Below are 26084 nucleotides of genomic sequence, written 5' to 3'. Positions count from 1 at the left end.
CTTGCGCCCCAATGTGGCATTGGGTGCGTCAGATGCACCGAATGCCACATTGGGTGCGTGGGATGCACCCAACGCCACATTGGGGCGGTGTCGGGTGTGGTGCGACTGGGCGGGTCCTGTGGGGAACCCTGGAGGGAATCAGGGTCCATGAGGGTCCCTTACGACTTGCCAAGGTTGCTGGTTTTCCGTGCTGCTGCGCGGAATCCCGCCTAACGGTGCGGGCCGAACAGGTGATCATCTGTGCTCCGACCGGCCCTACCTGCGGCTCAGTGCTGCCGGAGTGCCGCGCACTGAGACGTAAAACGCACACGCGCTGCGGGCGGCCCATGCGAAGCTGTTAGAGTCGGCGGCACGCTTCCGGGCCTGTTTGCCCTGAAGCGTTCCTGGCTTGCCAGTGAGTCAGACATCCCGCCGGTCTCGTACCGGCCAAGCCGATCGTCGGTTGGGACGACCGACGACGCCGAGGAGGTCCCCCGCGTGCTCAGCGCATTCCGCTCGGCTCTCGCGACGCCGGATCTACGCAAGAAGATCCTGTTCACGCTAGCCATCGTCGCGGTCTACCGGATCGGTGCAACCATCCCGGCTCCGGGGGTCTCGTTCGCCGCCGTGCAGGCCTGTACCGCACAGGCCGACCAGCAGGGCGTGTACCAGCTGCTCAACCTCTTCAGCGGCGGTGCGCTGCTGCAGCTGTCGCTGTTCGCGACGGGCATCATGCCCTACATCACCGCGAGCATCATCATCCAGCTGCTCACCGTGGTCATCCCTCGGTTCGAGGAGCTGAAGAAGGAAGGCCAGTCCGGCCAGAACAAGCTGACCCAGTACACCCGGTACCTCACGATCGCGCTGGCGATCCTCCAGGCCACCGGCGTGGTCGCGCTGGCCGACCGCGGCACCCTGTTCCAGGGCTGCTCGCAGCCGATCATCCCGGACAACAGCATCTACTCGCTGACGCTGATCGTGGTCACCATGACCGCGGGCACCGCGGTGATGATGTGGCTGGGCGAGCTCATCACCGAGCGCGGTGTCGGCAACGGCATGTCCGTCCTGATCTTCCTGAACATCGCGGCCCGCATCCCGGCCGAGGGCGCCAACATCATCAGCAACGGCGGCGGCATCGCGCTGGTCGTGGTCCTCGCGTTCGGTCTGGTGATCATCGCGAGCGTCATCTTCGTCGAGCAGGGCCAGCGCCGGATCCCGGTGCAGTACGCCAAGCGCATGGTCGGCCGCCGGATGTACGGCGGCACCTCGACTTACCTGCCGATCAAGGTGAACCAGGCCGGTGTCATCCCGGTCATCTTCGCCTCGTCGCTGCTGTACCTGCCGCAGCTGCTCAGCCAGCTGATCGGCGACCCGAACAGCAACGCGGGCTGGCAGTCGTTCATTCAGAACTACCTGGTCAACCAGAGCAGCTGGGTGCACATCCTGCTCTACTTCCTGTTGATCATCTTCTTCACCTACTTCTACATCACGATCACGTTCAACGTGGACGAGCGTGCGGAAGAGATGAAGAAGTTCGGCGGCTTCATCCCGGGCATCCGGCCCGGCCGTCCCACCGCCGAGTACCTCAGCTTCGTGCTGGGCCGGATCACCCTCCCCGGCTCGCTGTACCTGGGCATCATCGCGATCCTCCCGAACTTCTTCCTGTCCCTCACCGGCAGCGGGAACAACCAGAACTTCCCGTTCGGTGGCACGGCTGTGCTGATCATGGTCGGCGTCGGGCTCGACACCGTGAAACAGATCGAAAGCCAGCTGATGCAGCGCAACTACGAAGGGTTCTTGAAGTGACGCGACTGGTTCTCGTCGGACCGCCCGGCGCGGGCAAAGGCACGCAGGCGGTTGCCCTGTCCGAGCAGCTGCGGATCCCGCACATCTCGACGGGCGACCTCTTCCGGGCGCACGTCGGCCAGGAGACCCCGCTCGGCCAGGAGGCCAAGCGGTACCTGGACTCGGGCGAACTGGTGCCGGACTCGGTGACCAACGAAATGGTCCGCGAGCGGCTGGCCGAACCGGACGCGAAGGCAGGCTTCCTGCTCGACGGGTTCCCGCGCAACACCAAGCAGGCCGAGGTCCTCGGCGAGATGCTGAGCGAGGCCGACACCAAGCTCGACGCGGTCATCCAGCTCGACGTGGCCGAGGACGTCGTCGTCGGCCGGCTCATGTCGCGCGGCCGCTCGGACGACACCGAGGACGTCATCCGCCGCCGCCAGCAGGTGTACGTGTCGGAGACCGCGCCGCTGCTGGAGTACTACGCCGACATCCTGGTGAAGGTCGACGGCGTCGGCGAGGTGCAGGAGATCTCGGACCGCGTGCTGAAAGCGCTGCGCGACCGCACGTGAACCTCGGAGGATTGCGTGTTCTGCAAGTGCTCCGCCGCGGGCGCATGATCGAGGTCAAGACCCGCGGCGAGCTGGAGGCCATGCGGGCGGCCGGACTCGTCGTCGCCCGCACCCTGGCCGCCGTGCGCGAACTCGCGCGGGCCGGGGTCAGCACGGCCGAGCTCGACCAACTGGCCGAGCAGACCATCCGCGACGCCGGCGCGGTGCCCTCGTTCAAGGGCTACCACGGGTTCCCGGCGTCGATCTGCGCGTCGGTGAACGAGCAGATCGTGCACGGCATCCCGTCGAGCAAGCAGGTGCTCGCCGAGGGCGACCTGATCTCGGTCGACTGCGGCGCGATCCTCGACGGCTGGCACGGCGACTCTGCGGTGACGCTGGAAATCGGCGAGGTCAGCGAAAAGGACCGGCAGCTGTCCGAGGCGACCAAACGCGCCATGTGGGCGGGCATCGAGGCCGTTCGCGCGGGCTCCCGGCTCACCGACATCTCGTTCGCCGTGCAGACCGCCGCCCGCCAAGCCGGCGAGGACGACGGCCGCGAGTACGGCGAGATCCTCGAATACGGCGGCCACGGCATCGGCAGGCAGATGCACATGGAGCCGTTCCTGCCGAACGTCGGCAAACCCGGCAAGGGCCCCCGGCTCAAGCCCGGCATGGCGCTCGCGGTCGAGCCCATGCTGACCGGCGGCAGCGGCGAAACCCTCGAACTGGAAGACGGCTGGACGGTCGTCACCATCGACGGTTCGCGCGCCGCGCACTGGGAGCACACCGTCGCCATCACCGAGGACGGTCCCTGGGTGCTCACCCTGCCCGAAGAGGCCTGAGCGGCCACTCACACGGGTCTACTTACACCCCGGTCGACGGGGTACTGCACGGGTTGCGTACACTGTCAAGTCGGCGCGCTCATGCGCCGGTTCCAGCATGCTCGTGAATTCTCGCGAACCTCATGGACCCGGGGCCGAGTGTGGCCGAGCACCACCCAGTAAGCAAGGACTCGAGCTCAAAACCGATCACGCTGTGCACATCAAGCGTGCATCAGGGATTGCGGAGGACATGGCTAAGAAAGACGGGGCCATCGAGGTCGAAGGCCGCGTGGTCGAGCCGCTCCCCAACGCGATGTTCCGCGTCGAGTTGGAGAACGGCCACAAGGTCCTGGCACACATCAGCGGCAAGATGCGGCAGCACTACATCCGCATCCTGCCCGAAGACAGGGTCGTCGTGGAGCTGTCGCCCTACGACCTCTCCCGTGGTCGCATCGTCTACCGCTACAAGTGATCACGCCAGAGCCGAGCAGAGCAGGAAGCAGGAAGACGTGAAGGTCCAGCCGAGCGTCAAGAAGATCTGCGACAAGTGCAAGGTGATCCGCCGTCACGGCCGGATCATGGTGATCTGCGAGAACCTGCGTCACAAGCAGCGTCAGGGCTGAGAACCGCACTGCAGCAGGCCGCTTGACGGCTAACCCACCCTCCCCGTACCTGCCGGGCCGCGAAAGCGGTCCGGTGCACCCCCGGACTTCAGGCCGGGGCCGGGACACCCGCGGCGCAAGCCGCGGGCACGACAGGCGAGTCGGTTCCGGAACCGGACGGGGAGCAGACCTGAAGACGAACCCGAAGAAGGAGCACCAGTGGCACGACTCGCTGGCGTCGACCTCCCCCGCGAGAAGCGGTTGGAGATCGCGCTGACTTACATCTACGGGATCGGCCGTACCCGCTCGAAGCAGATGATCGCTGCTGCCGAGCTGAACGCCGACACCCGCGTCAAGGACCTCAGCGACGAGGATCTCGTCAAGCTGAAGGACTACATCGACGAAAACTTCAAGGTCGAGGGTGACCTTCGCCGTGAGGTGAACGCCGACATCCGGCGCAAGATCGAGATCGGGACCTACCAGGGTCTGCGCTGGCGTCGCGGTCTTCCGGTGCGCGGGCAGCGCACCAAGACCAACGCCCGCACCCGCAAGGGCCCGAAGAAGACGGTCGCCGGCAAGAAGAAGGCTGGCAAGAAGTGAGCACCCAGGGCAAGAAGGTCGTTCGCATGGGCGGTTCCGTCCGGCGCTCCACGGCTTGTGTCTCGCCCAAGGCGCTCTACGCCCGCCCGATGGCGCTGCGGAACCTCTACACCGACGCCGGATCCATCATCCGGCGCGGGCAGCAGGAAGCGGTCGCCGCTCACCAAGAGAACGCGCGTTAACAGGAGAACCCTCAGACAATGCCACCCAAGTCCCGCACTGCGGGGGCCAAGAAGGTCCGCCGCAAGGAAAAGAAGAATGTCGCGCACGGTCACGCGCACATCAAGAGCACCTTCAACAACACCATCGTCTCCATCACGGACCCGACCGGTGCCGTGATCGCGTGGGCCTCCAGTGGCCACGTGGGCTTCAAGGGCTCGCGCAAGTCGACCCCGTTCGCCGCGCAGATGGCCGCCGAGAACGCCGCCCGCAAGGCGGCCGAGCACGGCATGAAGAAGGTCGACGTTTTCGTGAAGGGCCCGGGTTCGGGCCGCGAGACGGCGATCCGCTCGCTGCAGGCGGCCGGCCTCGAGGTCGGCACCATCCAGGACGTGACCCCGCAGCCTCACAACGGCTGCCGCCCGCCCAAGCGGCGCCGGGTCTGAGGAACGGGGAGGAGTACTAAGAAATGGCTCGTTACACCGGCCCCGCGACGCGTATTTCGCGTCGCCTCAAGGTTGACCTCATCGGCGGCGACCAGGCGTTCGAACGTCGCCCCTACCCGCCGGGCCAGCACGGCCGCGGGCGCATCAAGGAGTCCGAGTACCTCCTGCAGTCGCAGGAGAAGCAGAAGGCTCGCTACACCTACGGCGTTCTCGAGCGCCAGTTCGTCCGGTACTACAAGGAAGCCGTGCGGCGTCCTGGCAAGACCGGTGAGAACCTGCTGCAGATCCTTGAGTCCCGCCTGGACAACGTGATCTACCGCGCCGGCATCGCCCGCACCCGCCGTCAGGCGCGGCAGCTGGTGAGCCACGGCCACTTCCTGGTCAACGGCGTCAAGGTCAACGTCCCGTCCTACCAGGTCACCAAGTGGGACATCATCGACGTGCGGCCGAAGTCGATGGGCATGCTGCCGTTCGTGGCGGCGAAGGAAGCCTTCGGCGAGCGCCCGGTCCCGGCCTGGCTGCAGGTCGTGCCGTCGAACCTCCGCGTGCTGGTCCACCAGCTCCCGGAGCGCGCGCAGATCGACGTTCCGGTTCAGGAACAGCTGATCGTCGAGCTCTACTCGAAGTAACCGGTCTCTGCGACTGGTTACGGGGCGGCGGCGTCCAGTGCGCCGCCGCCACGCCATCCCTTCGACGTCATATGGCGGGCGTCGTCTGGAAAGGAATTAAGGAATGCTGATTTCCCAGCGGCCGGCTCTCGGCGAAGAGACGGTCAACGAGACCCGCTCCCGGTTCACCATCGAACCGCTGGAGCCCGGCTTCGGCTACACGCTCGGCAACTCGCTGCGGCGCACGCTGCTGTCGTCCATCCCGGGCGCGGCCGTGACGAGCATCCGCATCGACGGCGTGCTGCACGAATTCACCACCGTTCCCGGGGTGAAGGAAGACGTCACCGACATCATCCTGAACCTGAAGGAACTGGTCGTGTCCTCGGAAGAGGACGAGCCGGTCACCATGTACCTGCGCAAGCAGGGCCCGGGTGAGGTCACGGCTGCCGACATCGTGCCGCCCGCGGGCGTCACCGTGCACAACCCGGATCTGCACATCGCGTCGCTGAACGGCAAGGGCAAGCTCGAGATCGAGCTCGTCGTCGAGCGCGGCCGCGGTTACGTTCCGGCCCTGCAGAACAAGCAGGCGGGCGCGGAGATCGGCCGGATCCCGGTCGACTCGATCTACTCGCCGGTGCTGAAGGTGACCTACAAGGTCGAGGCCACCCGTGTCGAGCAGCGCACCGACTTCGACAAGCTGATCCTGGACGTCGAGACCAAGCCGTCGATCACCGCGCGCGACGCGGTGGCCTCGGCGGGCAAGACGCTGGTGGAGCTGTTCGGTCTCGCTCGCGAGCTGAACGTCGACGCCGAGGGCATCGAGATCGGCCCGTCGCCGCAGGAGGCGGACACCATCGCCGCCTACGCGATGCCGATCGAGGACCTGGACCTCACCGTCCGGTCGTACAACTGCCTGAAGCGCGAAGGCATCCACACCGTTGGCGAGCTGGTCTCGCGCAGCGAGGCGGACCTTCTCGACATCCGCAACTTCGGCGCCAAGTCGATCGACGAGGTCAAGCTGAAGCTCGTCGGCCTCGGCCTCGCGCTGAAGGACAGCCCGCCCGGGTTCGACCCGTCCGCGGCTGCCACCAGCTACGACGGCGAGGGCTGGTCGGAAGGGGTCGCCGGCATCGGCGGCGGGATTTCGGACGACGGCCACGACGATGGCCAGGACTACGCAGAGACCGAGCAGCTCTGAGGCCTCGTGCCCGGACGCTGTGAGCTGAACTAGGAGAAAGTCATGCCCACCCCTACCAAGGGAGCCCGGCTCGGCGGGTCTGCCGCGCACGAGCGGCTGATCCTGGCCAACCTGGCCACTCAGCTGTTCGAGCACGGCAAGATCACGACGACCGAGGCCAAGGCCAAGCGGGTCCGCCCGCTGGCTGAGAAGCTGATCACCAAGGCGAAGCGGGGCGACCTGCACAACCGTCGCCTGGTGCAGAAGGTCGTCCGGGACAAGGACGTCGTGCACAAGCTGTTCGCCGAGATCGGCCCGCACTTCGCGGAGCGCGCCGGCGGGTACACCCGCATCACCAAGACGATGCCGCGCAAGGGCGACAACGCCGCCATGGCCGTCATCGAACTGGTCGCGGAGAAGACCGTGACGTCGGAGGCCGAGCGGGCCCGCAAGACCAAGTTCGCCAAGGACGAGGTCGCCGCCGCTCCGGTCGCCGAGGAAGCCGCGGAGGCTCCTGCCGCGACCGAAGAGGCCCCGGCTGCCGAAGAGGCTCCGGCCGCTGACGAGGCCGCTGCCTCCGAGAGCGACGCCGACGCCAAGAAGGACTGAGTCCTGCCGGCACTGTCTACATCGGACGAGCCCGCCGCTCCCCACGGGGAGGGCGGGCTCGTTCGTCTGCGCTTGGACGTGAGCTACGACGGCACGGACTTCTCCGGCTGGGCGCGTCAGCCCGGCCGGCGCACCGTGCAGGCCGAACTGGAGCAGGCGCTGCAGCGTCAGCCACCGGGGGAGTCGGTGCCGAAATCCGTGGTCGTCGCGGGCCGCACGGATGCCGGGGTGCACGCGACGGGCCAGGTCGTGCACGTCGACGTCGTCCCGTTCGCGCCCGGTGCGCCGGGCCGGATTCCGGTGGACGAACGGGGGATCCCGGACCTGACGCGCATGCGCGGGCGCTGGAACAAACTTTTGCCCGCCGATGCGCGGGTTTTGCAGGCGAGTGTGGCCCCCGAGGGTTTCGATGCCCGGTTCTCGGCCATCCGCCGCCACTACCGCTACCGGGTCTCCGATGCTCCGTGGGGTGTCGACCCGTTGCGCCGCAACGACACTCTGGCCTGGGGCCGTCCACTGTCGACAGAGCGGATGAACGCCGCCGCCGCGGAACTGCTGGGGCTGCAGGATTTCGCCGCGTACTGCAAACAGCGCGAAGGCGGCACGACGATCCGCGAGCTGCAGCGTCTGGAGTGGACTCGGATCGACGAGCATCTGCTGGAAGTCCAGGTGAGCGCGGACGCGTTCTGCCATTCGATGGTCCGCAGCCTGGTCGGGGTCTTGCTGCTGGTAGGGGACGGGCGCCGTGGAACCGGCTGGCCCGGTGAGGTCCTGGCGAGCGGCTCGCGGGAGAGCGCGGTCGCCCCGGCGCACGGCTTGACGCTGACGGCGGTGGATTACCCGCCGGACGAGCTGCTGGCCGCGCGGGCGGAGCAGACTCGGAATGTGCGGTCGTCGACCGAGCTGTAGCCGGAAAGCCGTGAGGGCCTCGTTGAGGGAATCAGATTCCCTGAAGGAGGCCCTCACGGACTTTTCGCTGTCGAAAGTCAGTCGCCTCGGCGAACCGGCCCGAGCAGTTGCTGTTCCTTCTGCGTCGTGACCAGCCGCAGCGGACGCCACAGATTCGTGCCCAGCGCGACGACCTGGTCGTCCTTCAGCGTGGTCAGCTGGCGCATCATCTGCGGCGGCAGCCGCCAGATCCGGGCCGCCAATTCGGCCTGTCCGGCGGGCAGTCGCTGCATCAGGACGAGGTCCGCGGCGTTCGCCGTCGTGCCCGCCTGCGGGTGCAGGTAGGGCAGCACGTACACCGTGGTCTGCCAGGGCGACCGGGGCGGAAAGAGGTCCTGCGGGGTCGGTCCGCCGTCGGTCACGACGAGCAGCGGGGCGTCCTCGGACGGGCGCGGCAGTTCGACCGGCGAGAGCCGACGGATCTGCACCAGCGGCGACGGGCGTCCGTCGCGGCTTCCGGCGGCCTGTTGCAGCACCTGCCACGCCGCGGGACGTCCAGTGGCCACAACCACCCACGCGCCCGTCGCCATGGCGCGCATCGCGACCTGGCGGGCCAGGTAGAGACCGCCGACGAGCACGATGCGGGTCGGCTGCGAGCGCAATGCGGAGACGGTCAGCGGTTCGCCCTTGAGGCCGGAACCGAGGACGACGCCGCCGCGGTCGCCGGACGGGCTGATCGCGTCGAGCATGGCCGGGTCGACCGTGAACTCCGGGGCGACGCCGTTGTTCTGGCCAGCGTCACGAACTCGCGTGCTCATGCCGCCGCCTCCTTAAGGAGTTTCACGCTGGTCGCCCGGGAGACGACGGCATGAATAACGATGATTCGCTTGCGAGCGGCGCTCATGCGGTCCCTCCGATCGGCAGCGTCGCGGAGAACGCCGAGATCTGCATGCCCTTCATCGGGGTCAGGTCGACGTCCAGCCGCTCCGCGATGCTCTGCAGCCGCTGGTCGGCGGCGTCCAGCTCGCGCGGGTTGCGGGCGCTCAGCCGCACCACGCCGCGCAGGCCGATGCGGCCCTCGTCCGCCGACGGCGAGATCGCCATGGCGACCGTCGCGGAAAGCGCGCGCACGCTGGTCAGCCCGTTGAGGCTGCCGCTGATCTTGCCCTTGGGCCAGCCGGTGATCGCGTAGCTGGAGTGCCCGATGCCTGCCGCGGTGACGCCGGTCCAGCTCTCTTGCAGGCTGACCTTCTCGTTCGAACCGGCGACCGCGGTGAGCTCGGCCGCCGAGATGCTGGCGCGCAGCAGCTCGTCCGGGTCCAACGGCCGGGTCGGCACGCCCTGGGACTCCAGTGCGTTGCGCACCCGCGACAGCGCACCGATCATCGCGCGGTGCGCGCCGACGACGCCGCCGCCGCGTTCCCGGATCGCCTCCGGGCAGCGCCGAGGGTCGAGCCGGACCGCGATCCACGTGGTCCGCCGGGCGGCCGCGGGCAGCGGGCCGAGCACCTCGAGATACGAGCTGAGCGCCGGGGCGTCCGCGGGCATCGCGGCCGAACCCGGGTAGCTGTGCCAGATCATCTGGATGGAGTCCAGCAGCACGCCGCGGTCTTCCAGGCACGGCGCGAGCGCGGACAGCGGAAGGCTGGGAGCGCCGCCCGCCTGGGAGATCATCGCCGGCATCGGCTCGACGAGCAGGACCGCGGTCCACGTCCCGTCGTTCCAGGCGATGCCGACCTCCTGCCGTTCGTGGTCGACGGCGTGCGCCACCACGAGGTCCGGCACGGCCAGCCGCAAGAGACTGACGCGCGCGTCCTCCGGGCCGGTGACCGCGCTTTCCTCGGCGAGTTCCTCGATGCTGGTCGGCGGCGGAGGGGTCGCCACGCGACCGTGCGAGCGGAACCGGTACCGCAGCGTCAGCGCGAGCCACTGGGTGAACCAGCGCCCGCCCACCCGCAGGAAGGCGAAGATCAGGCCGACCGCCGCGACACCGATCGCGACGTACTTGAGCTGCATGTTGATCGCCAGCAGCACGAGTCCGATCGCGACGCCGACTTCCAGCACGACCAGGTTGACCACGGGCAGCGGGCCGAGCGAGATGCCGCCGGAGCGCCGCCGCGAGGGCGGGGCCATCCGGAGCGCGGTCGCGGCGGCGCCGCCGGTCGGTGCGGGTTCGCTGTTTTCCGGGCCGCCGCCGCTGTTCGGACCGCCAGGGCCGCCGGGACCACCGGGGCCACCGGGGCCGCCAGGCCCGCCGCCGCCGGGTCCACCAGGTCCACCGGGTCCGCCTGGACCACCAGGTCCACCGGGTCCGCCTGGACCGTTGCCGCCGGGACCACCAGGGCGCGGACCGTTAGGTCCGCCGCCGCCAGGACGTCCCGTCCTCGGGCCGGTGGGGCCGCCCGGACCGCCAGGCCCGCCGGGCTTGGGACCGCCGGGAGGAGGCTTGGGCCCGCCGGGACCGCCGGGACCGCCCGGACCACCGGGCTTGGGCCCACCGGGACCGGGAGCGCCGGGAACCCCGGGAGCACCCGGGCCGCCGGGCTTGGGAACGCCGGGCCCGGGGGTGACCGGTCCGCCGGGGCGTCCGGGACCACCAGGTCCGCCGGGACCGCCCGGGCCGCCGGGAGCGGGAGTGCGAGGGGGCATGCCGGGTCCGCCGGGAGCCGCGCCGGGGCCGCCGGTTCTTCCGGGCCGCTGCGGCGGGCCCGGGGGGCGTCCCCCGGGAGGCGGCGGCGGCCCCTGCGGACCAGGCGGACGTGGAGGCGTGCTGACGGACATCCGCGCGTTCTCTTCCCCTCGTGAGTGCTGCGTACCCGGAAAGCCGGTCCCGGGATGCCTGACCCTAACCGGAGTTGGTAGAAACCCCACACCAGACGGTCCCCGTACGGCTATCCTGCGGAACCGTACCGCGACGGGGAGGACTGTAGGTCGAGAATGCCATCAACACCCACGACTAAGTCTCAGGTTCAGGCATACAAGTTCGTCCTGCGCCGGATGCAGTCCGCGCTGGTCCGCCGCGACGCGGTGATGTTGCACGACCCGATGCGCTCCCACGGGCGCGCGACCGCGGTCGGCGTGATCCTCGGTGTGCTGGGCGCCGTCGTCTTCGTGCTGTGGGGCCTGTTGAGCCCCGCGCCGTCGGTGCCGTCGTCGGACAACATCGTGATCGGCGAGCAGTCCGGCACTGTGTATGTCGTCACGGGGAATCCGGCGCGGCTGATCCCGACGTTCAACCTCGCGTCGGCGCGGCTGATCCTCATGGCGCAGAAGCAGCAGGGCGGACAGGGACAGCAGGGCGGCCAAGGCGGCCAGCAGCAGGCGGCCGAGGCGAAGAACCCGACTGTCGTCTCGGATGAACAGTTGAAGAACATGCCGCGCGAGAAGCTCACCGGCATCCCGGACGGCCCGCAGCTGCTCCCGTCGATGGACCAGCGGACTGCGCCCAATTGGGCGGTGTGCGACGAGGTCGTGCTCGACCCGTCGCTGCCGCAGCAGGACTCGGTCAACAAGACCAACACGGACGTGATCGCCGGCATCGACAAGCTCGGCACCGAGCTGCAGGAGAACCAGGCGCTGCTCGGCGACACGGGCAACGGCAAGACGTATCTCATCTACCGGCTGCCCGCGACGCAGAGCCACCCGAACGCGAACACCGTGCGCGCCGAGGTGCCGTCCGGCAGCAGCGACCCGGTGCGGGCCGCGCTGCATCTGCCGACGAAGTCGCGCAAGGTGTCGCAGGCCCTGCTCAACGCGATCCCCGAGGTCACCAAGCTGGTGCCGCCGCTGGTGGCCGGCGAGAACACGGCGCCGTCGAACAACTTCGACGGCCTGACCGTCGGCAGCGTCTTCTCGACCCAGCCCTCCGGCGGCGCGCTGGAGTTCTGGCTCATCGCCAAGAGCGGCATCCAGAAGGTGTCGCCCGCCGTCGCGGACATCGTGCGCACGGCCAAGAGCGGCGGTTCGGCCATTACGCCGACCCTGACTCTCGACAAGATCAACAACGTCAAGGTGCTGCAGAACGGCGACCCTGACTACGTGGACGTCGACACCTATCCGAAGGTCGTCCCGACCGTCCTCGACGCCGTTCCCACCCCGGTGGCGTGCCTCGGGTGGACGCTCAGCGCCGACCACACCCAGGCGCACACCTCGGTCTACGTCAACAAGCAGATTCCGGTCGAGAAGAACGCCGACGGCACTTCGAAGATCATCAGCGTCAGCAACACCGGCCCGAACGGCGTGCCGATCACCGGTTTCTACATGCCGACCGGGTACGGCGCGGTGGTGCAGTCGGCCACCGAATCCGAAAAGACCTTCGGCAAGGGCCCGATCCAGCTGATCTCCGACCGCGGCATCCGCTACGGCGTCCCGGACGCGGCGACCGCGGAGGAACTGGGGCTGAACAACCGGCTGCCCGCACCGGAGTCGATCATCGGGCTCCTGCCGACCGGTGCGTCGCTGAACGTGCAGAACGTCATGAAGCAGTTCGACTCGGTGCCGATCGATCCGAACGCGGGCTCGTACAAGCAGCAGGCGGCCGGACAGCAGCAACCTGCCGGGAACTGACGGCGGGTTCCGTCCGTCACACTCGGACATAGCCGGGTGAGCGGAGGGTTGAACGTGGCAGCGCCGGGAAGCAGTCCGGGAACAAGCGCCGTGCGGATCGACGGCGCGGTCGTCGGCGGCTACGCGGCGAAAGTCGCGCGGGCGGCCGACGAACTGGAGGCCGCCGCGGGCGAGGTGGGCGCGGGAGCGACCACCGCCGAAGCGTACGGCGAGGCGGCCGCGCGGCTGGGCGTGCCGGAGTCGTACGCACAGGCCTCGCAGGCGTTGCGCGGCCAGCTCACCGCCGGGGTGGCCGCACTGCGGTCGGTCACCGCGGCGCTGGAGCAGCTCACCACCGGCCACGCCGAGCGGGACGCCGACGCGGCCGAGCGGATCGAGCGCGCCGGGAGGATCTCGTGACGGAGCCGTCTTTGGCGTATGTGGCCGAGCTCGCCCGCGAGCTGGGCGTGACCGATCCGGTCGCCGCCTACTACCGGCCGCTCACCGGCCGTTGGGAGGAGCTGGACGCGGAGGCCGAGAGCCTGCGCGCCGCGGCCCGCACGGCGGCGAGGGTGTCCACGGACCTCGCGGAGGACCTCGGCCGGATCGACGCGTCGTGGTCCGGTCCCGACGCGGACGCGTTTGTCGCCTATCTGGGTGAAATCCGCGCCGCGAGCGAAGGCGCGGAGGACGCGCTCGACGCGCTCGCCGACTCGATCGACCAGCTCACCGAATCGCTGCGCAAGATCACCGGCGCGGCGGAGGAGGTGCTGGTCGACGCGGCTGATCTGCTGTCCGAATCGGCGATGCTGCCCAAGGGCGGCGCCTCCCGGGCGCGGTCGCAGATGCGGGAGACCGAGCAGTCGCTGAAGTCCTTGCACGAGGCCGCGGAGGACGTCCTGCGCGAGTTCGGCCGGTTGTGCTCCGGAGTGGACGCACCGGCCGGGAGCCCGTCGAGCATCGAACTGCGGCACCACTATCCGGCGCAGCAGTTCCGGCTGCACGACGCCGACGCACCCGCGGGAACCGGTCCGGCCGCTGCCGGGGAGTCCACTGTGGCCTCTTCGGCGTCCTCTTCGGACGATTCGGTGAGCCCGTCCGCCGCGGAGAATTCCCATCAGGGCAAGGAAACCGGTGCCGACCCGCGGCTGGAGCAAGGCCAGGCGGGCGTCCCGCCCGTTGAGCCGGTCGCCCCGGCCGCGCAGCCCGCGGCGGCGAACCAGGGCTCGGGCACGTCGATGATGCCGATGATGGGCTTCGCCGGAATGGGCGGCGGAGGCGGTGGCGGCGGCAGTTCGCAGCACAAGCCGCGGCAGCGCACGGCGGCGAAGACGTCCGAGATCTTCGGCGAGCCCGCGCAGGTGACGCCGCCGGTGATCGGCCAGGACCCGCCCGCGCGGCGGCCGGAGAAGGACGGGAAGCCGCCGAAACCCGGAAAGTGACCTGGGAGGCCGCCGCCGCGACATCAGCGGTGAGCGGCCTTTTGCGGGCCTGGAACCCGGTCCGCAAAAAAGGGCCGCTCCCCGCTGCGATCGCGGGAAGCGGCCCCTTTTCTGGCACCGGTGCAAGGTCAGCGACTTGAGCTGACAGGCCGAGCACCGAGGTGCAGGGGGCGCCTATTTCGTCGGGGGCGACGATCTGGCGCGGTTCCGCCGGATCGTGTGCATCACGAACAGCGTGATCAGCAGCGCCGCCACCCCGCCGCCGGTGCCGGCGAGCGCGACGATCATCGGGGTCGAGCTGATGCCGTCGGCAGGCGGCAGCTTGGCCTCCTGCACCACCGGCTTCGGCAGCGACAGGTTGCCGGTGTCGCCCGGCAGGTTCGCGGTGAGCGCGGCCACCGGGTCGATCACGCCGTAGCCGACGAAGTTGTCGCGCCCGCCAGGAGCGGCCGGGTGCTGCGCGGTCGCCTTGAGCCGCTTCACCACGTCGCGCGCCTTCATGTGCGGGAACATCGAGCGGACCAGCGCGGCGACGCCCGCCACGTACGGCGCGGCGAAGCTGGTGCCCTGGATCGGCGACGGGTTGCCGTTCGCGATGGTGAGGTTCGCGAGTCCGTTCGAATGCTCCGCCGGGTCGAGCGACACGATCTTGGTGCCCGGCGCGGCGACGCCGACCCACGGGCCGTGCACGCTGAACGGCGCGACGCCGCCGTCCTCCTGGATGGCCCCGACGGAGAGCACGTCGTCGGAGAACCACGGCGGGGTGACGATCGACTTCGGCTTGTTCGGGTCGGCCTGGTCGTTCTGCGGGCAGTTTTCCGAGACGTTGCCCGCGGCCGCGACGACCACGATGTCGTTGTCGGCCGCGTAACGCACCGCGGCCTGTACCTTGCGCTCGCCCTCCTGGATGTCGCCGGGCGCGGTGCCCGGACGGCAGTGGTCGACCGACATGTTGATCACGCCGGCGCGGTGAGTGTCGGCGATGCCGCGGATGATCTGCGCGAGCGTGTTCAGCGTGCCCGCGGTGCCTTGCTTCGCCAGATCCCGGCTGTCGCCCTTGTTGTCCTGCTGGGGCGCGGTGCCGCTGCCGCTGCCGGTGCCGCCGCCCGAGGACGGGGGCAACTGGCTGTTGCTGCTGCCGCCAGCCGGGGGCTGCTGGCTCTCACCGCCCGACGGCGGTGCGCCGGTCCCGCCGGACGGGGGAGCCGATGGCTGCTGCGGGCTGTCGTCCTTGGCGTAGTTCTCGCTCAGCTGGCGGTAGGACACGATGCGCGCGTCCGGGGCCACGCCGATGAAGCCGACCTGCGGATCCTTCGGGTTGCCCGCGATGATCCCGGCGACCTCGGTGCCGTGGCCGTCACAGTCCTGCATTCCCGGCTGCGCGCCGTTGTCCGGCGTGGCGACGTAGTCCCCGCCGCTCTCCACCCGGTCCTGGAACCACGGATGCGGCGTGACGCCGGTGTCGATCACCGCGACCTTCTGGTTGCCGCCGACGGATCCGGTCGCCGCGCGGACGATCTGCTGCGCCCGGTCCAGCTGCAGGTAGTCCTGGCCCCACGGGCGGAAGTTGATCTTGACGTCCTGTCCGAGACTGCGCTGGACGCATTCGTTTTTCTTCTTGTACGTGGTGTCCGGGTGGCCGCTGTCGGCGGGCGGCGCGTCGCCGGGACCCAGCGGCGGCGGGGTGGCCCAGGTGCCCGCGGGCGCGTCCGCCGTCTGCGCCGACGCCGGAGCGGCGGCGAACGGCGACATCAGCCCGAGCCCGGCGGCGAACAACGCCACCCCGGCCCGGCCGGGAACGCCGAGCCTGCGGGAGAAAGTACGTCGGGAGCCCATCGCGCGGCTCACTTGAGGTTGAGGTGGCGCAGCGTCGAGTAGAGGTCCATCACGCCGAGGGCGAGCGGCAGCACCACGGCGATGCAGATCGCCTCGATGATTTCCACGGTGCGCCGCAGCGGCGGCGAGAAGCGCTGGTCCGGGAAGATCACGCCGACCACGAGAGCGGCCGCGGCGATCAGGATCAGCGCGCCGAAGACGTACAGCAGCCGCTGCTCCGCGGTGGCGGAGAAGAACAGCCAGCCGAGCAGGATGCCCGCCCCGGCGACCATGCCGGTGGTGAGCAGCGCGATGGCCTGCGCGCCGTTGGCGTAGGCACGGGCGCGCAGCAGCAGGACCAGCGTGGCGACGACGCCGAGAATGATGCCGAAGACGTTCGGCGCGGTGGCCGCGAGGACCGCCGCGACGGCCGTCGTGGCCCCGCAGCCGATCATCAGGCCGGTCATGTAGTCGTGCGCGACCGCGGTGCGCTGCTCGATCGCCTGGTAGTCCGGGAAGCCGGAGTCTTCCTTCAGCTCCTCGGCGGTGCTCGGCACGTACGGCAGCGGCAGCTTGGCGAGCCAGATGGTGGCGCGCGGCAGGAAGGAGATGCAGCCCAGCGCGACGGCGACCGTGCCCGCCGCGACCGACGAGGTGTCGGCGCTCGTCACGAGCGTCGCGACGAGGAAGGCGAGCGCGCCGAACACGCCCGCGGTGGCGGTGGCGATGAACACCCGGATGCCCGCGCCGACCACGAGGATGCAGACCGCGGAGACGATCAGCACCAGCACCGCGCCGAGCAGCAGGTTCGCCCGCACCGACAGTCCGGGCACGATGTAGAACCCGCTCACGAACGCCAGCGGAAGGCCGCCCGCGGAGGCGATCAGCACGCCGGTGGCCTCGGCCTGGTAGGCCTTGGCGAGCGTGGCGCCGACCGCGACGCAGGCGATGGCGCCGAGGCCGCCCGCGATCGCCGGGCCGAGCGCGGAACCGCCGTAGAGGGAACCGCTGAAGAACAGGGCCAGCGCGGAGAAGAACAGGGCGAGCCCGCCCGCCGCGTGGCCGAACCGGCGCGCGGTTTCCTTGGTCCATGGACGGAAGGTGTCCGGATCGGACTCCGCGATCGCGTCGACCACGTCGTCGTACATCGGCGGCGGCGGGTTCTCGTTGCGCTTGCGCAGCTGCAGCAGCTCGCCGTCGACCACGCCGAGGGACGCGAGCGTCCGGCTCGGGTCGAGCGGGGCGTCGCCGAGCTTGGCCAGCGCCCATCCGCCGTGCCGGGCCCCGCCGTCCGGAGTGACCTCCTTGGCCATCTCCAGAAGCATGGGCAGCAGGTCGGCCACCGCCACGTCGGCCGGAAGCGCGACGTCGATGCGTGTCGTCGGTGCGACCACCGTGACCCTGCTGAATACCGTCGTGCCCGTTGCCACTAGATCCCCCGCTCTGAAGAGTCAGCTCCCGGGGGAACTTATACCGAACCTGGTGACAGGTTTCAGCGCGTCTCCGCAAATCATCGGCGAAAGTACCCGTCCAGGCCGGGTTGGGCCAGATCGACCAGCGGGTTCGTCCGCCTGGTCCGATAACTGTCGGTGGCGGTCCTTACACTCGGGCGCAGTCGGAGGACGGGTCCCGCCGGGGCCCGCGGAGGGGGTGCGAGGTGCCGATCCTGGAGTTGGCCGGATTTCCGGGGCGACGTTCGATAGGTTGTCCCGCGCACCCGGGTGCAGGCGTCGAGCAGGAATAGAGGGGTCCTTCGAGATGAGCACGCTGCAGTTCAAGAAGTCGCCGCGGCTGGCCGCGCCGCGCCCGCCCGGCGGCGAGGTGCATCTCGAGCCGCCGCCCGAGGTGCCCCGCACGATCCCGGGCAACATCGTCGCCAAGGCGATTCCGGGCGTGATGATCTTCGCGTCGCTCGGGATGATGGTTTTCATGTTCACCATGGGCGGGAAAAACCCGACCACGATCATGATGAGCGGCATGATGCTGATGGGCACCGTCGGCATGCTCGCCGGAGGCGGCGGCAAGGGCGGTGGCCAGAAGAAGGCCGAGATGGACGAGGACCGCAAGGACTACCTGCGGTATCTCGGCCAGATGCGCGACCGTGCCCGGGAGGCGATGGTCGACCAGCGCGCCGCGCTCGAATGGGTGCACCCGGATCCGCAGTCGCTGTGGTCGCTCGCGGCCAGCCGCCGGATGTGGGAGCGCAGGCAGAACGACCAGGACTTCCTGCACCTGCGCGTCGGCCGGAGCTCGCACCGTCTCGCCACCCGGCTGGTCCCGCCCCAGACCGGCCCGGTGGACGAACTGGAGCCGATCGCCACGCTCGCGCTGCGCCGGTTCGTGCGCGCGCACTCGATCGTGCCGGACCTGCCCACCCAGATCACCCTCCGCGGGTTCGCGGCGGTCAGCATGCAGGGCGAGCGCCACCGCACCCGGGCGCTGACCCGCGCGATGCTGGCCCAGCTGGTGGCTTTCCACAGCCCGGACGACGTGATGATCGCGGTCGCGACCGCGGGCCGGGCGAAGGAGGAGTGGGAGTGGGCCAAGTGGCTCCCGCACACCCAGCACCCCACGCTGTCGGACGGCATCGGCCAGCTGCGCATGATGGCGGGCTCGCTCAAGCAGATCGAGGACTGGCTGGACGAGGAGCTGCGCGACCGGCAGCGGTTCTCCCGGAACGCGACGCCCGCGCCGGACCAGCCGCACGTCGTGATCATCATCGACGACGCCGAGGTCACCCGCGAGGAGCAGATCATCCTCGAGGAGGGCCTGGTCGGGGTCACCCTGGTCGACCTTTCCGATTCGATCGGCAACCTCGCCGCGCGGCGCGGCCTGCGGCTCGTGGTCGAAGAGGAGCGGCTCGGCGCGCGCAGCGCCGGCGGGGTCGAGTGGTTCGGCCGTCCGGACTCGCTGTCGGTCGTGGAGGTCGAGGCGCTGGCCCGGCTCATCGCGCCGTACCGCGTCGGCGGGGGCGGCGGAGCTGACGTCAGCGAGGAAGAGCCGCTGCTGTCCAACCCGTCGCTGCTGGAACTGCTCGGCATCCCCGGCGACCCGATGACGTTCGACGTCCAGCAGGCGTGGCGGCCCCGGCCGATCCGCGACCGCTACCGCGTCCCGTTCGGCGTCGGCGAGTACGGCCAGCCGGTGGAACTGGACATCAAGGAAGCCGCGGCGGAGGGCATGGGCCCGCACGGCCTGTGCATCGGCGCGACCGGTTCCGGCAAGTCGGAGTTCCTCCGCACGCTGGTGCTGGGCATGCTGGCCACGCACTCGTCGAGCACGCTGAACTTCGTCCTCGTCGACTTCAAGGGTGGTGCGACGTTCCTGGGCCTGGACAAGGCCCCGCACGTGTCCGCGGTCATCACCAACCTCGCGGACGAGGTCACGCTGGTCGACCGCATGAAGGACGCGCTGGCCGGCGAGATGAACCGCCGCCAGGAAGCGCTGAAAAACGGCGGTAACTTCAAGAACGTCTGGGAGTACGAGAAGGCCCGCGAGAACGGCGCCGACCTCGACCCGCTGCCCGCGCTGTTCATCGTCTGTGACGAGTTCTCCGAACTGCTGGCGGCGAAGCCGGACTTCATCGACCTGTTCGTCGCCATCGGCCGGCTGGGCCGGTCGCTGCAGATGCACATGCTTCTCGCGTCGCAGCGGCTGGAAGAGGGCAAGCTGCGCGGTCTCGACTCCCACCTGTCGTACCGGATCGGCCTGAAGACGTTCTCCGCGGCGGAATCCCGCGCGGCGATCGGCGTGCCGGACGCGTTCGAACTGCCGTCGGTCCCCGGTGGCGGTTACCTGAAGTACGACACCTCGACCCTGGTGCGGTTCAAGGCCTCCTACGTTTCGGGCCCGTACCGGCCCGCGGGCATCAAGGCGGCCGGTCCGGCCGCCACGGTGGTGCGTGCGGACAAGCGGCCGCAGCTGTTCGTGCCGGACTTCGTGGAACTGCCGAAGGAACCCGAGCCGGAACCGGTCGTCGAGGAAGAGGCTCCGAAACAGCAGGAGTCCGAAGAAGCTGTCGAGCCCAGCGAGTTGGACGTCATCGTCGGCCGCCTGGTCGGGCAGGGCCCGCCGGCGCACGAGGTGTGGCTGCCGCCGTTGAACGAGCCGAACTCGCTCGACACGATGCTGCCGAACCTCAACCCCACCGACGACCGCGGTCTGTCCCCGGTCGGGTTCTTCGGCAACGGCAGGCTGCAGGTGCCGATGGGCATCGTCGACCGGCCGTACGAGCAGCGGCGCGACCTGCTGTGGGCGGACTTCTCCGGTGCGCAGGGCCACGGTGTCATCGCGGGCGGCCCGCAGTCGGGCAAGTCGACGATGCTCCGGACGCTGATCATGTCGATGGCGCTCACCCACACCCCCGAGGAAGCGCAGTTCTACTGCCTCGACCTCGGTGGCGGTACCCTCGCCGGTCTCGCGGACCTTCCGCACGTCGGCGGGGTCGCGGTGGCGCGGCGCGAGCCGGACAAGGCGCGCCGGATCGTGGCCGAGCTGACCACGCTGCTGACCGAGCGCGAAGGCCGGTTCGGCGCGCTGGGCGTCGACTCGATGACGGAGTTCCGCAACCGGAAGCGCCGCGGCGAGATCACGCCGGAGCAGGACGCGTTCGGCGACGCGTTCCTGATCGTGGACAACTGGCGGGCGCTGCGCGACGACTTCGAGGAGCTGGAGACGTCGATCACGCGGCTGGCCACGCAGGGTCTGGCCTACGGCGTGCACGTGATCATCTCGGCGAACCGGTGGGCCGACCTGCGGCCCGCGATCAAGGACATGCTCGGCACGCGGTTCGAGCTGCGCCTCGGTGACCCGACGGAGTCCGAAATGGACCGCCGGATCGCGGTCAACGTCCCGGCAGGCCGGCCGGGACGCGGCCTCACCCGGGACAAGCTGCACCTGCTCACCGGTCTGCCGCGGATCGACGGGTCGAGCGATCCGGAGACGGTCGCGGCGGGCGTCGCGGACGCGGTCGCGAAGATCCGCGGCGCGTGGCGCGGCCGGGTGGCTCCGCAGGTGCGCCTGCTGCCGGAGATGATCACCTACGAAGAGGTCCTGCGGATCGACCAGAAGCGGGACACGAAGCTCGTCCCGATCGGCGTCAACGAGGAAGACCTGCAGCCGATCTACCTGGACTTCGACGCGGACCCGCACTTCTTCGCGTTCGCCGACGGCGAGTCCGGCAAGACGAACCTGCTGCGGCAGATCGCGCGCGGCATCACCGAGCGCTACACGCCGCAGGAGGCCGTGATCCTGCTGGTCGACTACCGGCGCACGATGCTCGGGTTCCTGGAGGGCGATTCGCTGCTCGGCTACGCCGTGTCGTCGGCGCAGCTGGACAGCATGGTCCAGGACGTGCACGGGTCGATGACGCGGCGGCTGCCGGGTCCGGACGTCACCCAGGAACAGCTGAAGACCCGGTCCTGGTGGACCGGTCCGGAGCTGTTCGTCCTCGTCGACGACTACGACCTGGTGGCGACGCAGTCCACCAACCCGCTCAAGCCGCTGTCGGAGTTCCTCGCCCAGGCGAAGGACGTCGGCCTGCACTTGATCGTGGTCCGGCGCACCGGTGGTGCGTCGCGGGCGGCGTACGACCCGGTCATCGGCAAGCTCAAGGAGCTCGCGGCCACCGGCATGGTGATGAACGGTTCCCGCGACGAGGGCAACCTGATCGGCAACATCCGGCCGAGCGCCATGCCTCCGGGCCGGGGCAACATGCTGAGCCGCAAGAACGGGAAGCAGCTCGTGCAGGTGTCGTGGATCCAGCCCGACTGACCGACCGGGGAGCCGTCGCGGCTGACGGAAGGGGTGCCCGGTGACGGTGCGGGTCGCGGTCGACTTCGGGACCTCGAGCACCTGCGTCGTCTTGTCGGTCAACGGCCGCGAGCCGCAGGTCGTGGTGATCGACGGGCAGCCGCTGATGTCGTCGGCGGTGTACGCGGCGTCCGACGGCACCCTGTTCGTCGGCCAGGAGGCCGAGCGGCAGGCTGCCGTCGACCCGTCGCGGTACGAGCCGAATCCGAAGCGGCGGATCGACGAGGGCGATCTGCTGCTCGGCGATTCGGTGCTGCGGGTCATCGACGTCGTGCACGCCGTGCTGGACCGGGCGGTCGCCGAGGCGCGGCGCGTCGCGGGCGACGTCGAGGTGGATCTGCTGGTGCTCACCCACCCGGCGGACTGGGGCGCGATCCGCACCCGGCTGCTGCGCCAGGCCGCGGGCAGGCTGGCGCGCGAGGTGGCGCTGGTGCCGGAACCGGTGGCCGCGGCGGTGTACCACGCGGCCACCTTCGCCCCGGAGGTCTCGCCGGGCGGTCGGACGGTCGAGTTCTCCGGCCGTCCTGGCGACGCACTGGCGGTGCTCGATCTCGGCGGCGGCACGGTAGACGTCAGCGTCGTCCAGCGGTCGCCGGAGGCCGCGCGCGCGGCCCGAGTGCCGGGTGCGCCGCCGCAGCGGGGCGGGTTCCAGGTGCTGGCCACGCGAGGAGATCCGAGCTTCGGCGGGGCCGACATCGACCAGGCGTTGCTGGAGCACGTCGGGTCGCTGGTGTCCGGCACCGATCCGCAGGCGTGGCAGCAACTCGTCGAGGGCCGCGAGCTGGCTGAGCGCCGGCGGCGCCGGGTGCTGCGCCAGGACGTCCGCGGCGCGAAGGAAACGCTGTCGCGGCACACGTACACCGATGTGCCGTTGCCGCCGCCGTTCGCGGACGCGCACGTGACGCGGGTGGACCTGGAACGGCTGATCGGGGCTCCGCTCGGCCGGGTGGTCGAGCTGACCAGTGCCGCGATCGCGGATTCCGGCCTGCGTCCGAAGCAGCTCGCGGCGATCTTCCTCGTCGGCGGTTCGAGCCGGATCCCGATGATCTCCCGGCTCGTGCACGAGCGCACCGGCGTAGTGCCGACGAGCCTGGACCAGCCGGAGACGGTCGTGGCCCGCGGCGCGCTCCGTGCGGTGCTGCTGGAACCGGACCGCACCGGCGTGCTGCCCGGTTCGTCGATCCCGGGACAATCCGAGCACCGCACCGAGATCGTCCGCGGGGACGCGCCGATCCGCCGCGGTCCGCCTCCGGCGCCGAATGCGCCGAATTTGCCGAACGCACTGAACGCGCCGCCGCGGAACGCTCCGGCGCAGCCATTGCCGCCGCGCGGGTTCTCGTCCGCCGATCCGGCCAGGGGACCGCAGAGCGCGCCGTTCGGCGTCGCGGCGCCCGCCGGTCCGAGTCCATTGCAGACCGGACCGGGCAAGAACTCCTTGGGGCAGAACGGTTCCGGGAACGGGGCGTTCGCCGTTCCCAGCGCGGACGCGCCGGGCGACTCCGGCGGGAAGGCGAAGAAACGCCGTCGGCTGTGGTTGATCACCGCGGCGGTGGCGGTCGTGGCGCTGATCGCGGGCGGAGTCGGGTACTTCGTCAGCAGCGGGGACAGCTCGGAACAAGGCCGTTCGTTCTCCCAATACGACTTCAGCCTCGTCGCGCCGAGCGACTGGGTCCAGACCACCGACGAGGTCGCCGACCGGCAGGTCATCCTGCATCCGCAGGACGCCGACAAAGGCAACGATCTCGTGCTCGCGCAGGAGTTCGTGATGGACTACGACGCGACGGCCGACCGGCAGAAACTCGTCGACGCTTTGCGGTCCGGGGTCAGCGGAAACGCGAACTACACTGCGTTCAGCCCCGATCTGACTTACGGTGGCCGGAACGTGATCGGCTACGTCGAGAGCAAACCGGAACGGATTACCGTCCGCTGGTATGTGCTCGTGCAGGGGCGGATCCGCGTGCACGTCGGCTGCCAGTACCAATCACCCGCGGTGCAGCAGCGCGTCGACGCCGCGTGCGAGCAAGTGGTGCGCACGCTGAAGATCACCAGCTGAAGGAGCGAGCGCCTGTGCCGTCCGAACCGGAATCCGCGCCGGCGGCCTTCACCCGAGCGGGACAGGACGCCGTCACCTTCTCGCGCCGCGTCGCGGGCACCGCGCTCGCGCGCAGCGAACGGCATCGCAGCGAAAACCGGGAATTGCTGAAGGAGTTCGGCAGGCGGCGGCTTTCCGGCGCCGCGGAACCCGCGCCGTCCGCGTTGCGCGGGGCCGCCCGGCGGTTCCGCGCGGCCCGCGGATTGCCGATGCCCGCCGAGCCCGTGGCGCCCGAGCCGGTTCCCGTTCGTCCCGAGATTTCGCCCGAACAGACACGGACGGGTGAAGAGGACGAGGACTTTTCGCAGTCGCGAATCATGAGCCGGGGCTCCTGAAAATTCCCGGGAACCGGCTGTGCGTGTGCTAACCACGCTGGTGGACAAGGTTTTTTCGTGGTCATCGGTAAGCCGTTAACCCGGCCGTTGCCGGGCGGTTCCCCGATGGCGCGTTCACGCAAGCAACTACTTGCGAAGAAGTCGCGACAAGTGTGAACCGAACTGGCAATGTCTTCGTCGTAGGTGCAGTGCCGGAAACACCAGCCGGCGCGCACAACCACTGACGAAGGGGGTAGCTCCCATGGCTGCTGGCGGTTTCACTGGGGATCCGAAGGAATTCACCGCGGCGGAAGGGCGCGTCGTCGACGCGACCAGCCGGATGAACAAGAACCTGAGCGACCTGCGCTCCAACATCGAAGCGACCCGCGCGGGCTGGGAAGGCGACGCCCAGCGTGCCTTCGACAACGTCATGCGCCGCTTTGACGACTGCGGTCGCGGCCTGAACGACGCGCTGCACCGCATTGGTGAGCTGCTCCAGGAAGCGGGATCCACCTACGCCAAGAGCGAGGCGGCTCAGCACGAGCACATCAACTCGCTCAACAAGGGCTTCGGCGTTCTCGGCTGATCCAGTTCTTTTCCGTACCAGATTCGCCTTCATCTTTCATTCTTTCTTCTGACGGGAGTTCGACATGCCTGACGGCCGCATTGTTGTTGATCCGGGTACCATCCACCGCGCCGCTGAGGACTGCACCGCCACCGGCGGCGAGCTGAAGACCCTCTTCGACAACCTGAAGAGCGACCTCAACCCGCTGACCCACAGCTGGACCGGTGAAGCGAAGGACCAGTACATCCAGGCGCAGAACGAGTGGGACCAGAAGTTCGACGAGTTCACCCAGCTTCTGGCGCAGATCGCCGCCGTGCTGCCGCAGATCGCGGACGGCTACCAGGCGACGGACCGCTCGGTGCAGAACCTGTTCTGAGCCAAGCTCCGAAACCACGGCGGGCCAGGCACCTTCGGGTGCCGGCCCGCCGTTTTCGTTTTCTGGAGAGGCTTTTCGGGGGGAGCGCGGGGCACCGACGGAATATTCTGGCTAGCCGGTAAGCGCGCGAACGGCCGCCGTCCCCGCTGAAACTCCGGTGATCAGTGCGGTGCGCCGACAGAATATTCCGGCTTGTCGTTGAGCACCCGCACGGTCACCTTCTTCGGCTGGCCGCCGACCTGCACGGTGCAGTCGAAGGTGGTGCCGTTGTCGATCGTCTGTCCCGACGGGCACGCGACGTTTTTCACGTCCGGCTCGCCGTAGTTCTCGTTGAGAACCCGGGAAACGCCCTCCTGCAACGACTTCTGGTCGAGCGTGTCCCCGGCGAACACTCCGGTCGCCCACGAGATCCCGGCCGCGGCAGCCAGCACCACCACGACAGCCCCGGCGATCAGGAACGGTTTCTTCGACCGCGGTTTCCCTGGCTTGGCTGAGGAAAACGCGCCAAGACCGCCGTACTCGGACGGCTGGAACCCACCGCCGTAAGGGTTTCCCGGCTGTACTGGGGTCGGCTGACTGGGCGCCTGGCCGGGGCCGCCGTACGGCGCGGGCGTCGGCTGGCTCTGCGGCTGACCGTAGGGCTGGGCCGGGTAACCCTGCTGCGGATACTGCGCCGGTGGATGCTGAGCCCGCGGAAACTGTTGCTGCGCCGGAGGTTGCGCCCACTGGCCGCCCTGCCAGCCGGAGCTGTCCGCTTCGGACGGGTAGCCCGGCTGCTGCTGCGGCGTGTTCGTCCCCGGCTGCCACCACTGCGGCTGCCCTTGCGGGTGCTGGTCGGGAGGCTGGGTCATCGGTGCTCACCTCGGAGGTCGGTCGGCGCGGGGGTCGGCGCAACGGCG

25 protein-coding genes are annotated in these 26084 nt (G+C 69.6%); 20 read left to right on the top strand and 5 right to left on the bottom strand.

Annotated elements, in window-relative coordinates:
• The first annotated feature begins 477 nt into the window (after positions 1-477).
• The 12 genes from secY to truA all read left to right on the top strand — a co-directional run bounded on the left by secY (position 478) and on the right by truA (position 8246).
• Entirely contained in the window at positions 478-1785 is a 1308-nt protein-coding gene (gene secY / locus H4281_RS32410; protein WP_182894651.1) for a preprotein translocase subunit SecY, read from the top strand.
• The gene (locus H4281_RS32405) at positions 1782-2336 is read left to right on the top strand and encodes an adenylate kinase (RefSeq protein WP_182894650.1); all 555 of its coding nucleotides are present in this window, start codon (positions 1782-1784) and stop codon (positions 2334-2336) included. The genes secY and H4281_RS32405 overlap by 4 nt, the downstream gene beginning before the upstream one ends.
• 44 nt (positions 2337-2380) lie before the next feature.
• Positions 2381-3157 carry a type I methionyl aminopeptidase gene (gene map / locus H4281_RS32400; RefSeq protein ID WP_182894693.1) on the top strand — a complete coding sequence of 259 codons (777 nt, stop codon included), beginning with the start codon at positions 2381-2383 and terminating at the stop codon, positions 3155-3157.
• A gap of 229 nt (positions 3158-3386) precedes the next feature.
• On the top strand, positions 3387-3608 hold the full coding sequence (gene infA / locus H4281_RS32395) for a translation initiation factor IF-1 (RefSeq protein WP_004558881.1): 222 nt from the start codon (positions 3387-3389) through the stop codon (positions 3606-3608).
• A gap of 37 nt (positions 3609-3645) precedes the next feature.
• Entirely contained in the window at positions 3646-3759 is a 114-nt protein-coding gene (rpmJ, locus tag H4281_RS32390) for a 50S ribosomal protein L36 (protein ID WP_004558882.1), read from the top strand.
• Positions 3760-3957: 198 nt separating this feature from the next.
• Positions 3958-4338 (top strand): 30S ribosomal protein S13, encoded by a 381-nt coding sequence (rpsM, locus tag H4281_RS32385; protein ID WP_009072337.1) that lies wholly within the window; start codon positions 3958-3960, stop codon positions 4336-4338.
• Positions 4335-4520 (top strand): hypothetical protein, encoded by a 186-nt coding sequence (locus tag H4281_RS32380; protein WP_009072338.1) that lies wholly within the window; start codon positions 4335-4337, stop codon positions 4518-4520. Before rpsM ends, H4281_RS32380 begins: the two co-directional genes overlap by 4 nt.
• An 18-nt stretch (positions 4521-4538) precedes the next feature.
• Positions 4539-4943, top strand: a complete 405-nt coding sequence (rpsK, locus tag H4281_RS32375) for a 30S ribosomal protein S11 (protein ID WP_009072340.1) — start codon at positions 4539-4541, stop codon at positions 4941-4943.
• Positions 4944-4966: 23 nt separating this feature from the next.
• A complete protein-coding gene (gene rpsD, locus H4281_RS32370) occupies positions 4967-5572 on the top strand; it encodes a 30S ribosomal protein S4 (RefSeq protein WP_009072341.1) in 606 nt (201 codons plus the stop codon).
• A 103-nt stretch (positions 5573-5675) separates the two neighbouring features.
• On the top strand, positions 5676-6749 hold the full coding sequence (locus H4281_RS32365) for a DNA-directed RNA polymerase subunit alpha (protein ID WP_009072342.1): 1074 nt from the start codon (positions 5676-5678) through the stop codon (positions 6747-6749).
• Positions 6750-6791: 42 nt separating this feature from the next.
• Complete coding sequence (rplQ, locus tag H4281_RS32360; protein ID WP_182894649.1) at positions 6792-7337, top strand: 50S ribosomal protein L17; 546 nt, start codon at positions 6792-6794, stop codon at positions 7335-7337.
• Positions 7338-7409: 72 nt separating this feature from the next.
• On the top strand, positions 7410-8246 hold the full coding sequence (gene truA / locus H4281_RS32355; RefSeq protein ID WP_220508103.1) for a tRNA pseudouridine(38-40) synthase TruA: 837 nt from the start codon (positions 7410-7412) through the stop codon (positions 8244-8246).
• A gap of 77 nt (positions 8247-8323) precedes the next feature.
• On the opposite strand, the gene H4281_RS32350 is transcribed toward truA, so the two are convergent.
• Entirely contained in the window at positions 8324-9043 is a 720-nt protein-coding gene (locus tag H4281_RS32350) for a hypothetical protein (RefSeq protein WP_182894648.1), read from the bottom strand.
• 82 nt (positions 9044-9125) lie between these two features.
• Positions 9126-10358, bottom strand: coding sequence for a type VII secretion protein EccE (gene eccE, locus H4281_RS32345; RefSeq protein WP_182894647.1), 1233 nt, complete (start codon positions 10356-10358; stop codon positions 9126-9128).
• Positions 10359-11162: 804 nt separating this feature from the next.
• Here eccE and eccB point away from each other — a divergent pair.
• From eccB to H4281_RS32330, 3 genes are all read left to right on the top strand, one after another.
• Positions 11163-12791: a type VII secretion protein EccB gene (eccB, locus tag H4281_RS32340; protein ID WP_182894646.1), complete on the top strand. Its 1629-nt coding sequence runs from the start codon at positions 11163-11165 to the stop codon at positions 12789-12791.
• 90 nt (positions 12792-12881) lie between these two features.
• Positions 12882-13190 (top strand): hypothetical protein, encoded by a 309-nt coding sequence (locus tag H4281_RS32335; RefSeq protein ID WP_182894645.1) that lies wholly within the window; start codon positions 12882-12884, stop codon positions 13188-13190.
• Positions 13187-14212, top strand: coding sequence for a WXG100 family type VII secretion target (locus H4281_RS32330; protein WP_182894644.1), 1026 nt, complete (start codon positions 13187-13189; stop codon positions 14210-14212). Before H4281_RS32335 ends, H4281_RS32330 begins: the two co-directional genes overlap by 4 nt.
• A gap of 174 nt (positions 14213-14386) precedes the next feature.
• Here the strand turns inward: H4281_RS32330 and H4281_RS32325 are convergent, their stop codons facing one another.
• Both H4281_RS32325 and eccD read right to left on the bottom strand, forming a co-directional pair.
• Positions 14387-16048 (bottom strand): S8 family serine peptidase, encoded by a 1662-nt coding sequence (locus H4281_RS32325; protein ID WP_182894643.1) that lies wholly within the window; start codon positions 16046-16048, stop codon positions 14387-14389.
• Between the two features lie 8 nt (positions 16049-16056).
• Positions 16057-17457: a type VII secretion integral membrane protein EccD gene (gene eccD / locus H4281_RS32320; protein ID WP_182894642.1), complete on the bottom strand. Its 1401-nt coding sequence runs from the start codon at positions 17455-17457 to the stop codon at positions 16057-16059.
• A 328-nt stretch (positions 17458-17785) separates the two neighbouring features.
• On the opposite strand from eccD, the gene eccCa reads away from it, so the two are divergent.
• The 5 genes from eccCa (at position 17786) to H4281_RS32295 (ending at position 25185) form a co-directional block, all read left to right on the top strand.
• Entirely contained in the window at positions 17786-21799 is a 4014-nt protein-coding gene (gene eccCa / locus H4281_RS32315) for a type VII secretion protein EccCa (RefSeq protein WP_182894641.1), read from the top strand.
• A gap of 40 nt (positions 21800-21839) precedes the next feature.
• On the top strand, positions 21840-23891 hold the full coding sequence (locus H4281_RS32310) for a type VII secretion-associated protein (RefSeq protein WP_182894640.1): 2052 nt from the start codon (positions 21840-21842) through the stop codon (positions 23889-23891).
• Between the two features lie 14 nt (positions 23892-23905).
• Positions 23906-24265 carry a hypothetical protein gene (locus H4281_RS32305; RefSeq protein ID WP_182894639.1) on the top strand — a complete coding sequence of 120 codons (360 nt, stop codon included), beginning with the start codon at positions 23906-23908 and terminating at the stop codon, positions 24263-24265.
• Between the two features lie 241 nt (positions 24266-24506).
• Positions 24507-24830, top strand: a complete 324-nt coding sequence (locus H4281_RS32300) for a WXG100 family type VII secretion target (protein WP_009072357.1) — start codon at positions 24507-24509, stop codon at positions 24828-24830.
• A 64-nt stretch (positions 24831-24894) separates the two neighbouring features.
• A complete protein-coding gene (locus tag H4281_RS32295) occupies positions 24895-25185 on the top strand; it encodes a WXG100 family type VII secretion target (RefSeq protein WP_182894638.1) in 291 nt (96 codons plus the stop codon).
• A 161-nt stretch (positions 25186-25346) separates the two neighbouring features.
• Here H4281_RS32295 and H4281_RS32290 read toward each other — a convergent pair whose 3' ends face one another.
• A complete protein-coding gene (locus H4281_RS32290) occupies positions 25347-26036 on the bottom strand; it encodes a DUF4333 domain-containing protein (RefSeq protein WP_182894637.1) in 690 nt (229 codons plus the stop codon).
• Between the last annotated feature and the right edge of the window lie 48 nt (positions 26037-26084).

Origin of the sequence: Amycolatopsis dendrobii (assembly GCF_014145675.1) — a bacterium.
Taxonomy (GTDB): domain Bacteria; phylum Actinomycetota; class Actinomycetes; order Mycobacteriales; family Pseudonocardiaceae; genus Amycolatopsis; species Amycolatopsis dendrobii.
The sequence above is the reverse complement of the archived record's forward strand: the minus strand, read 5'-3'. Positions and strand labels throughout refer to the sequence as shown.

Bases quoted from the DNA above. Each gene is read 5' to 3' on its own strand.
- map (WP_182894693.1), top strand. From the start codon at position 2,381: ATGATCGAGGTCAAGACCCGCGGCGAGCTGGAGGCCATGCGGGCGGCC.
- infA (WP_004558881.1), top strand. From the start codon at position 3,387: ATGGCTAAGAAAGACGGGGCCATCGAGGTCGAAGGCCGCGTGGTCGAG.
- rpsK (WP_009072340.1), top strand. From the start codon at position 4,539: ATGCCACCCAAGTCCCGCACTGCGGGGGCCAAGAAGGTCCGCCGCAAG.
- rpsD (WP_009072341.1), top strand. From the start codon at position 4,967: ATGGCTCGTTACACCGGCCCCGCGACGCGTATTTCGCGTCGCCTCAAG.
- H4281_RS32365 (WP_009072342.1), top strand. From the start codon at position 5,676: ATGCTGATTTCCCAGCGGCCGGCTCTCGGCGAAGAGACGGTCAACGAG.
- rplQ (WP_182894649.1), top strand. From the start codon at position 6,792: ATGCCCACCCCTACCAAGGGAGCCCGGCTCGGCGGGTCTGCCGCGCAC.
- H4281_RS32350 (WP_182894648.1), bottom strand. From the start codon at position 9,043: ATGAGCACGCGAGTTCGTGACGCTGGCCAGAACAACGGCGTCGCCCCG.
- eccE (WP_182894647.1), bottom strand. From the start codon at position 10,358: ATGGCCCCGCCCTCGCGGCGGCGCTCCGGCGGCATCTCGCTCGGCCCG.
- eccB (WP_182894646.1), top strand. From the start codon at position 11,163: ATGCCATCAACACCCACGACTAAGTCTCAGGTTCAGGCATACAAGTTC.
- H4281_RS32325 (WP_182894643.1), bottom strand. From the start codon at position 16,048: ATGGGCTCCCGACGTACTTTCTCCCGCAGGCTCGGCGTTCCCGGCCGG.
- eccCa (WP_182894641.1), top strand. From the start codon at position 17,786: ATGAGCACGCTGCAGTTCAAGAAGTCGCCGCGGCTGGCCGCGCCGCGC.
- H4281_RS32300 (WP_009072357.1), top strand. From the start codon at position 24,507: ATGGCTGCTGGCGGTTTCACTGGGGATCCGAAGGAATTCACCGCGGCG.
- H4281_RS32295 (WP_182894638.1), top strand. From the start codon at position 24,895: ATGCCTGACGGCCGCATTGTTGTTGATCCGGGTACCATCCACCGCGCC.
- H4281_RS32290 (WP_182894637.1), bottom strand. From the start codon at position 26,036: ATGACCCAGCCTCCCGACCAGCACCCGCAAGGGCAGCCGCAGTGGTGG.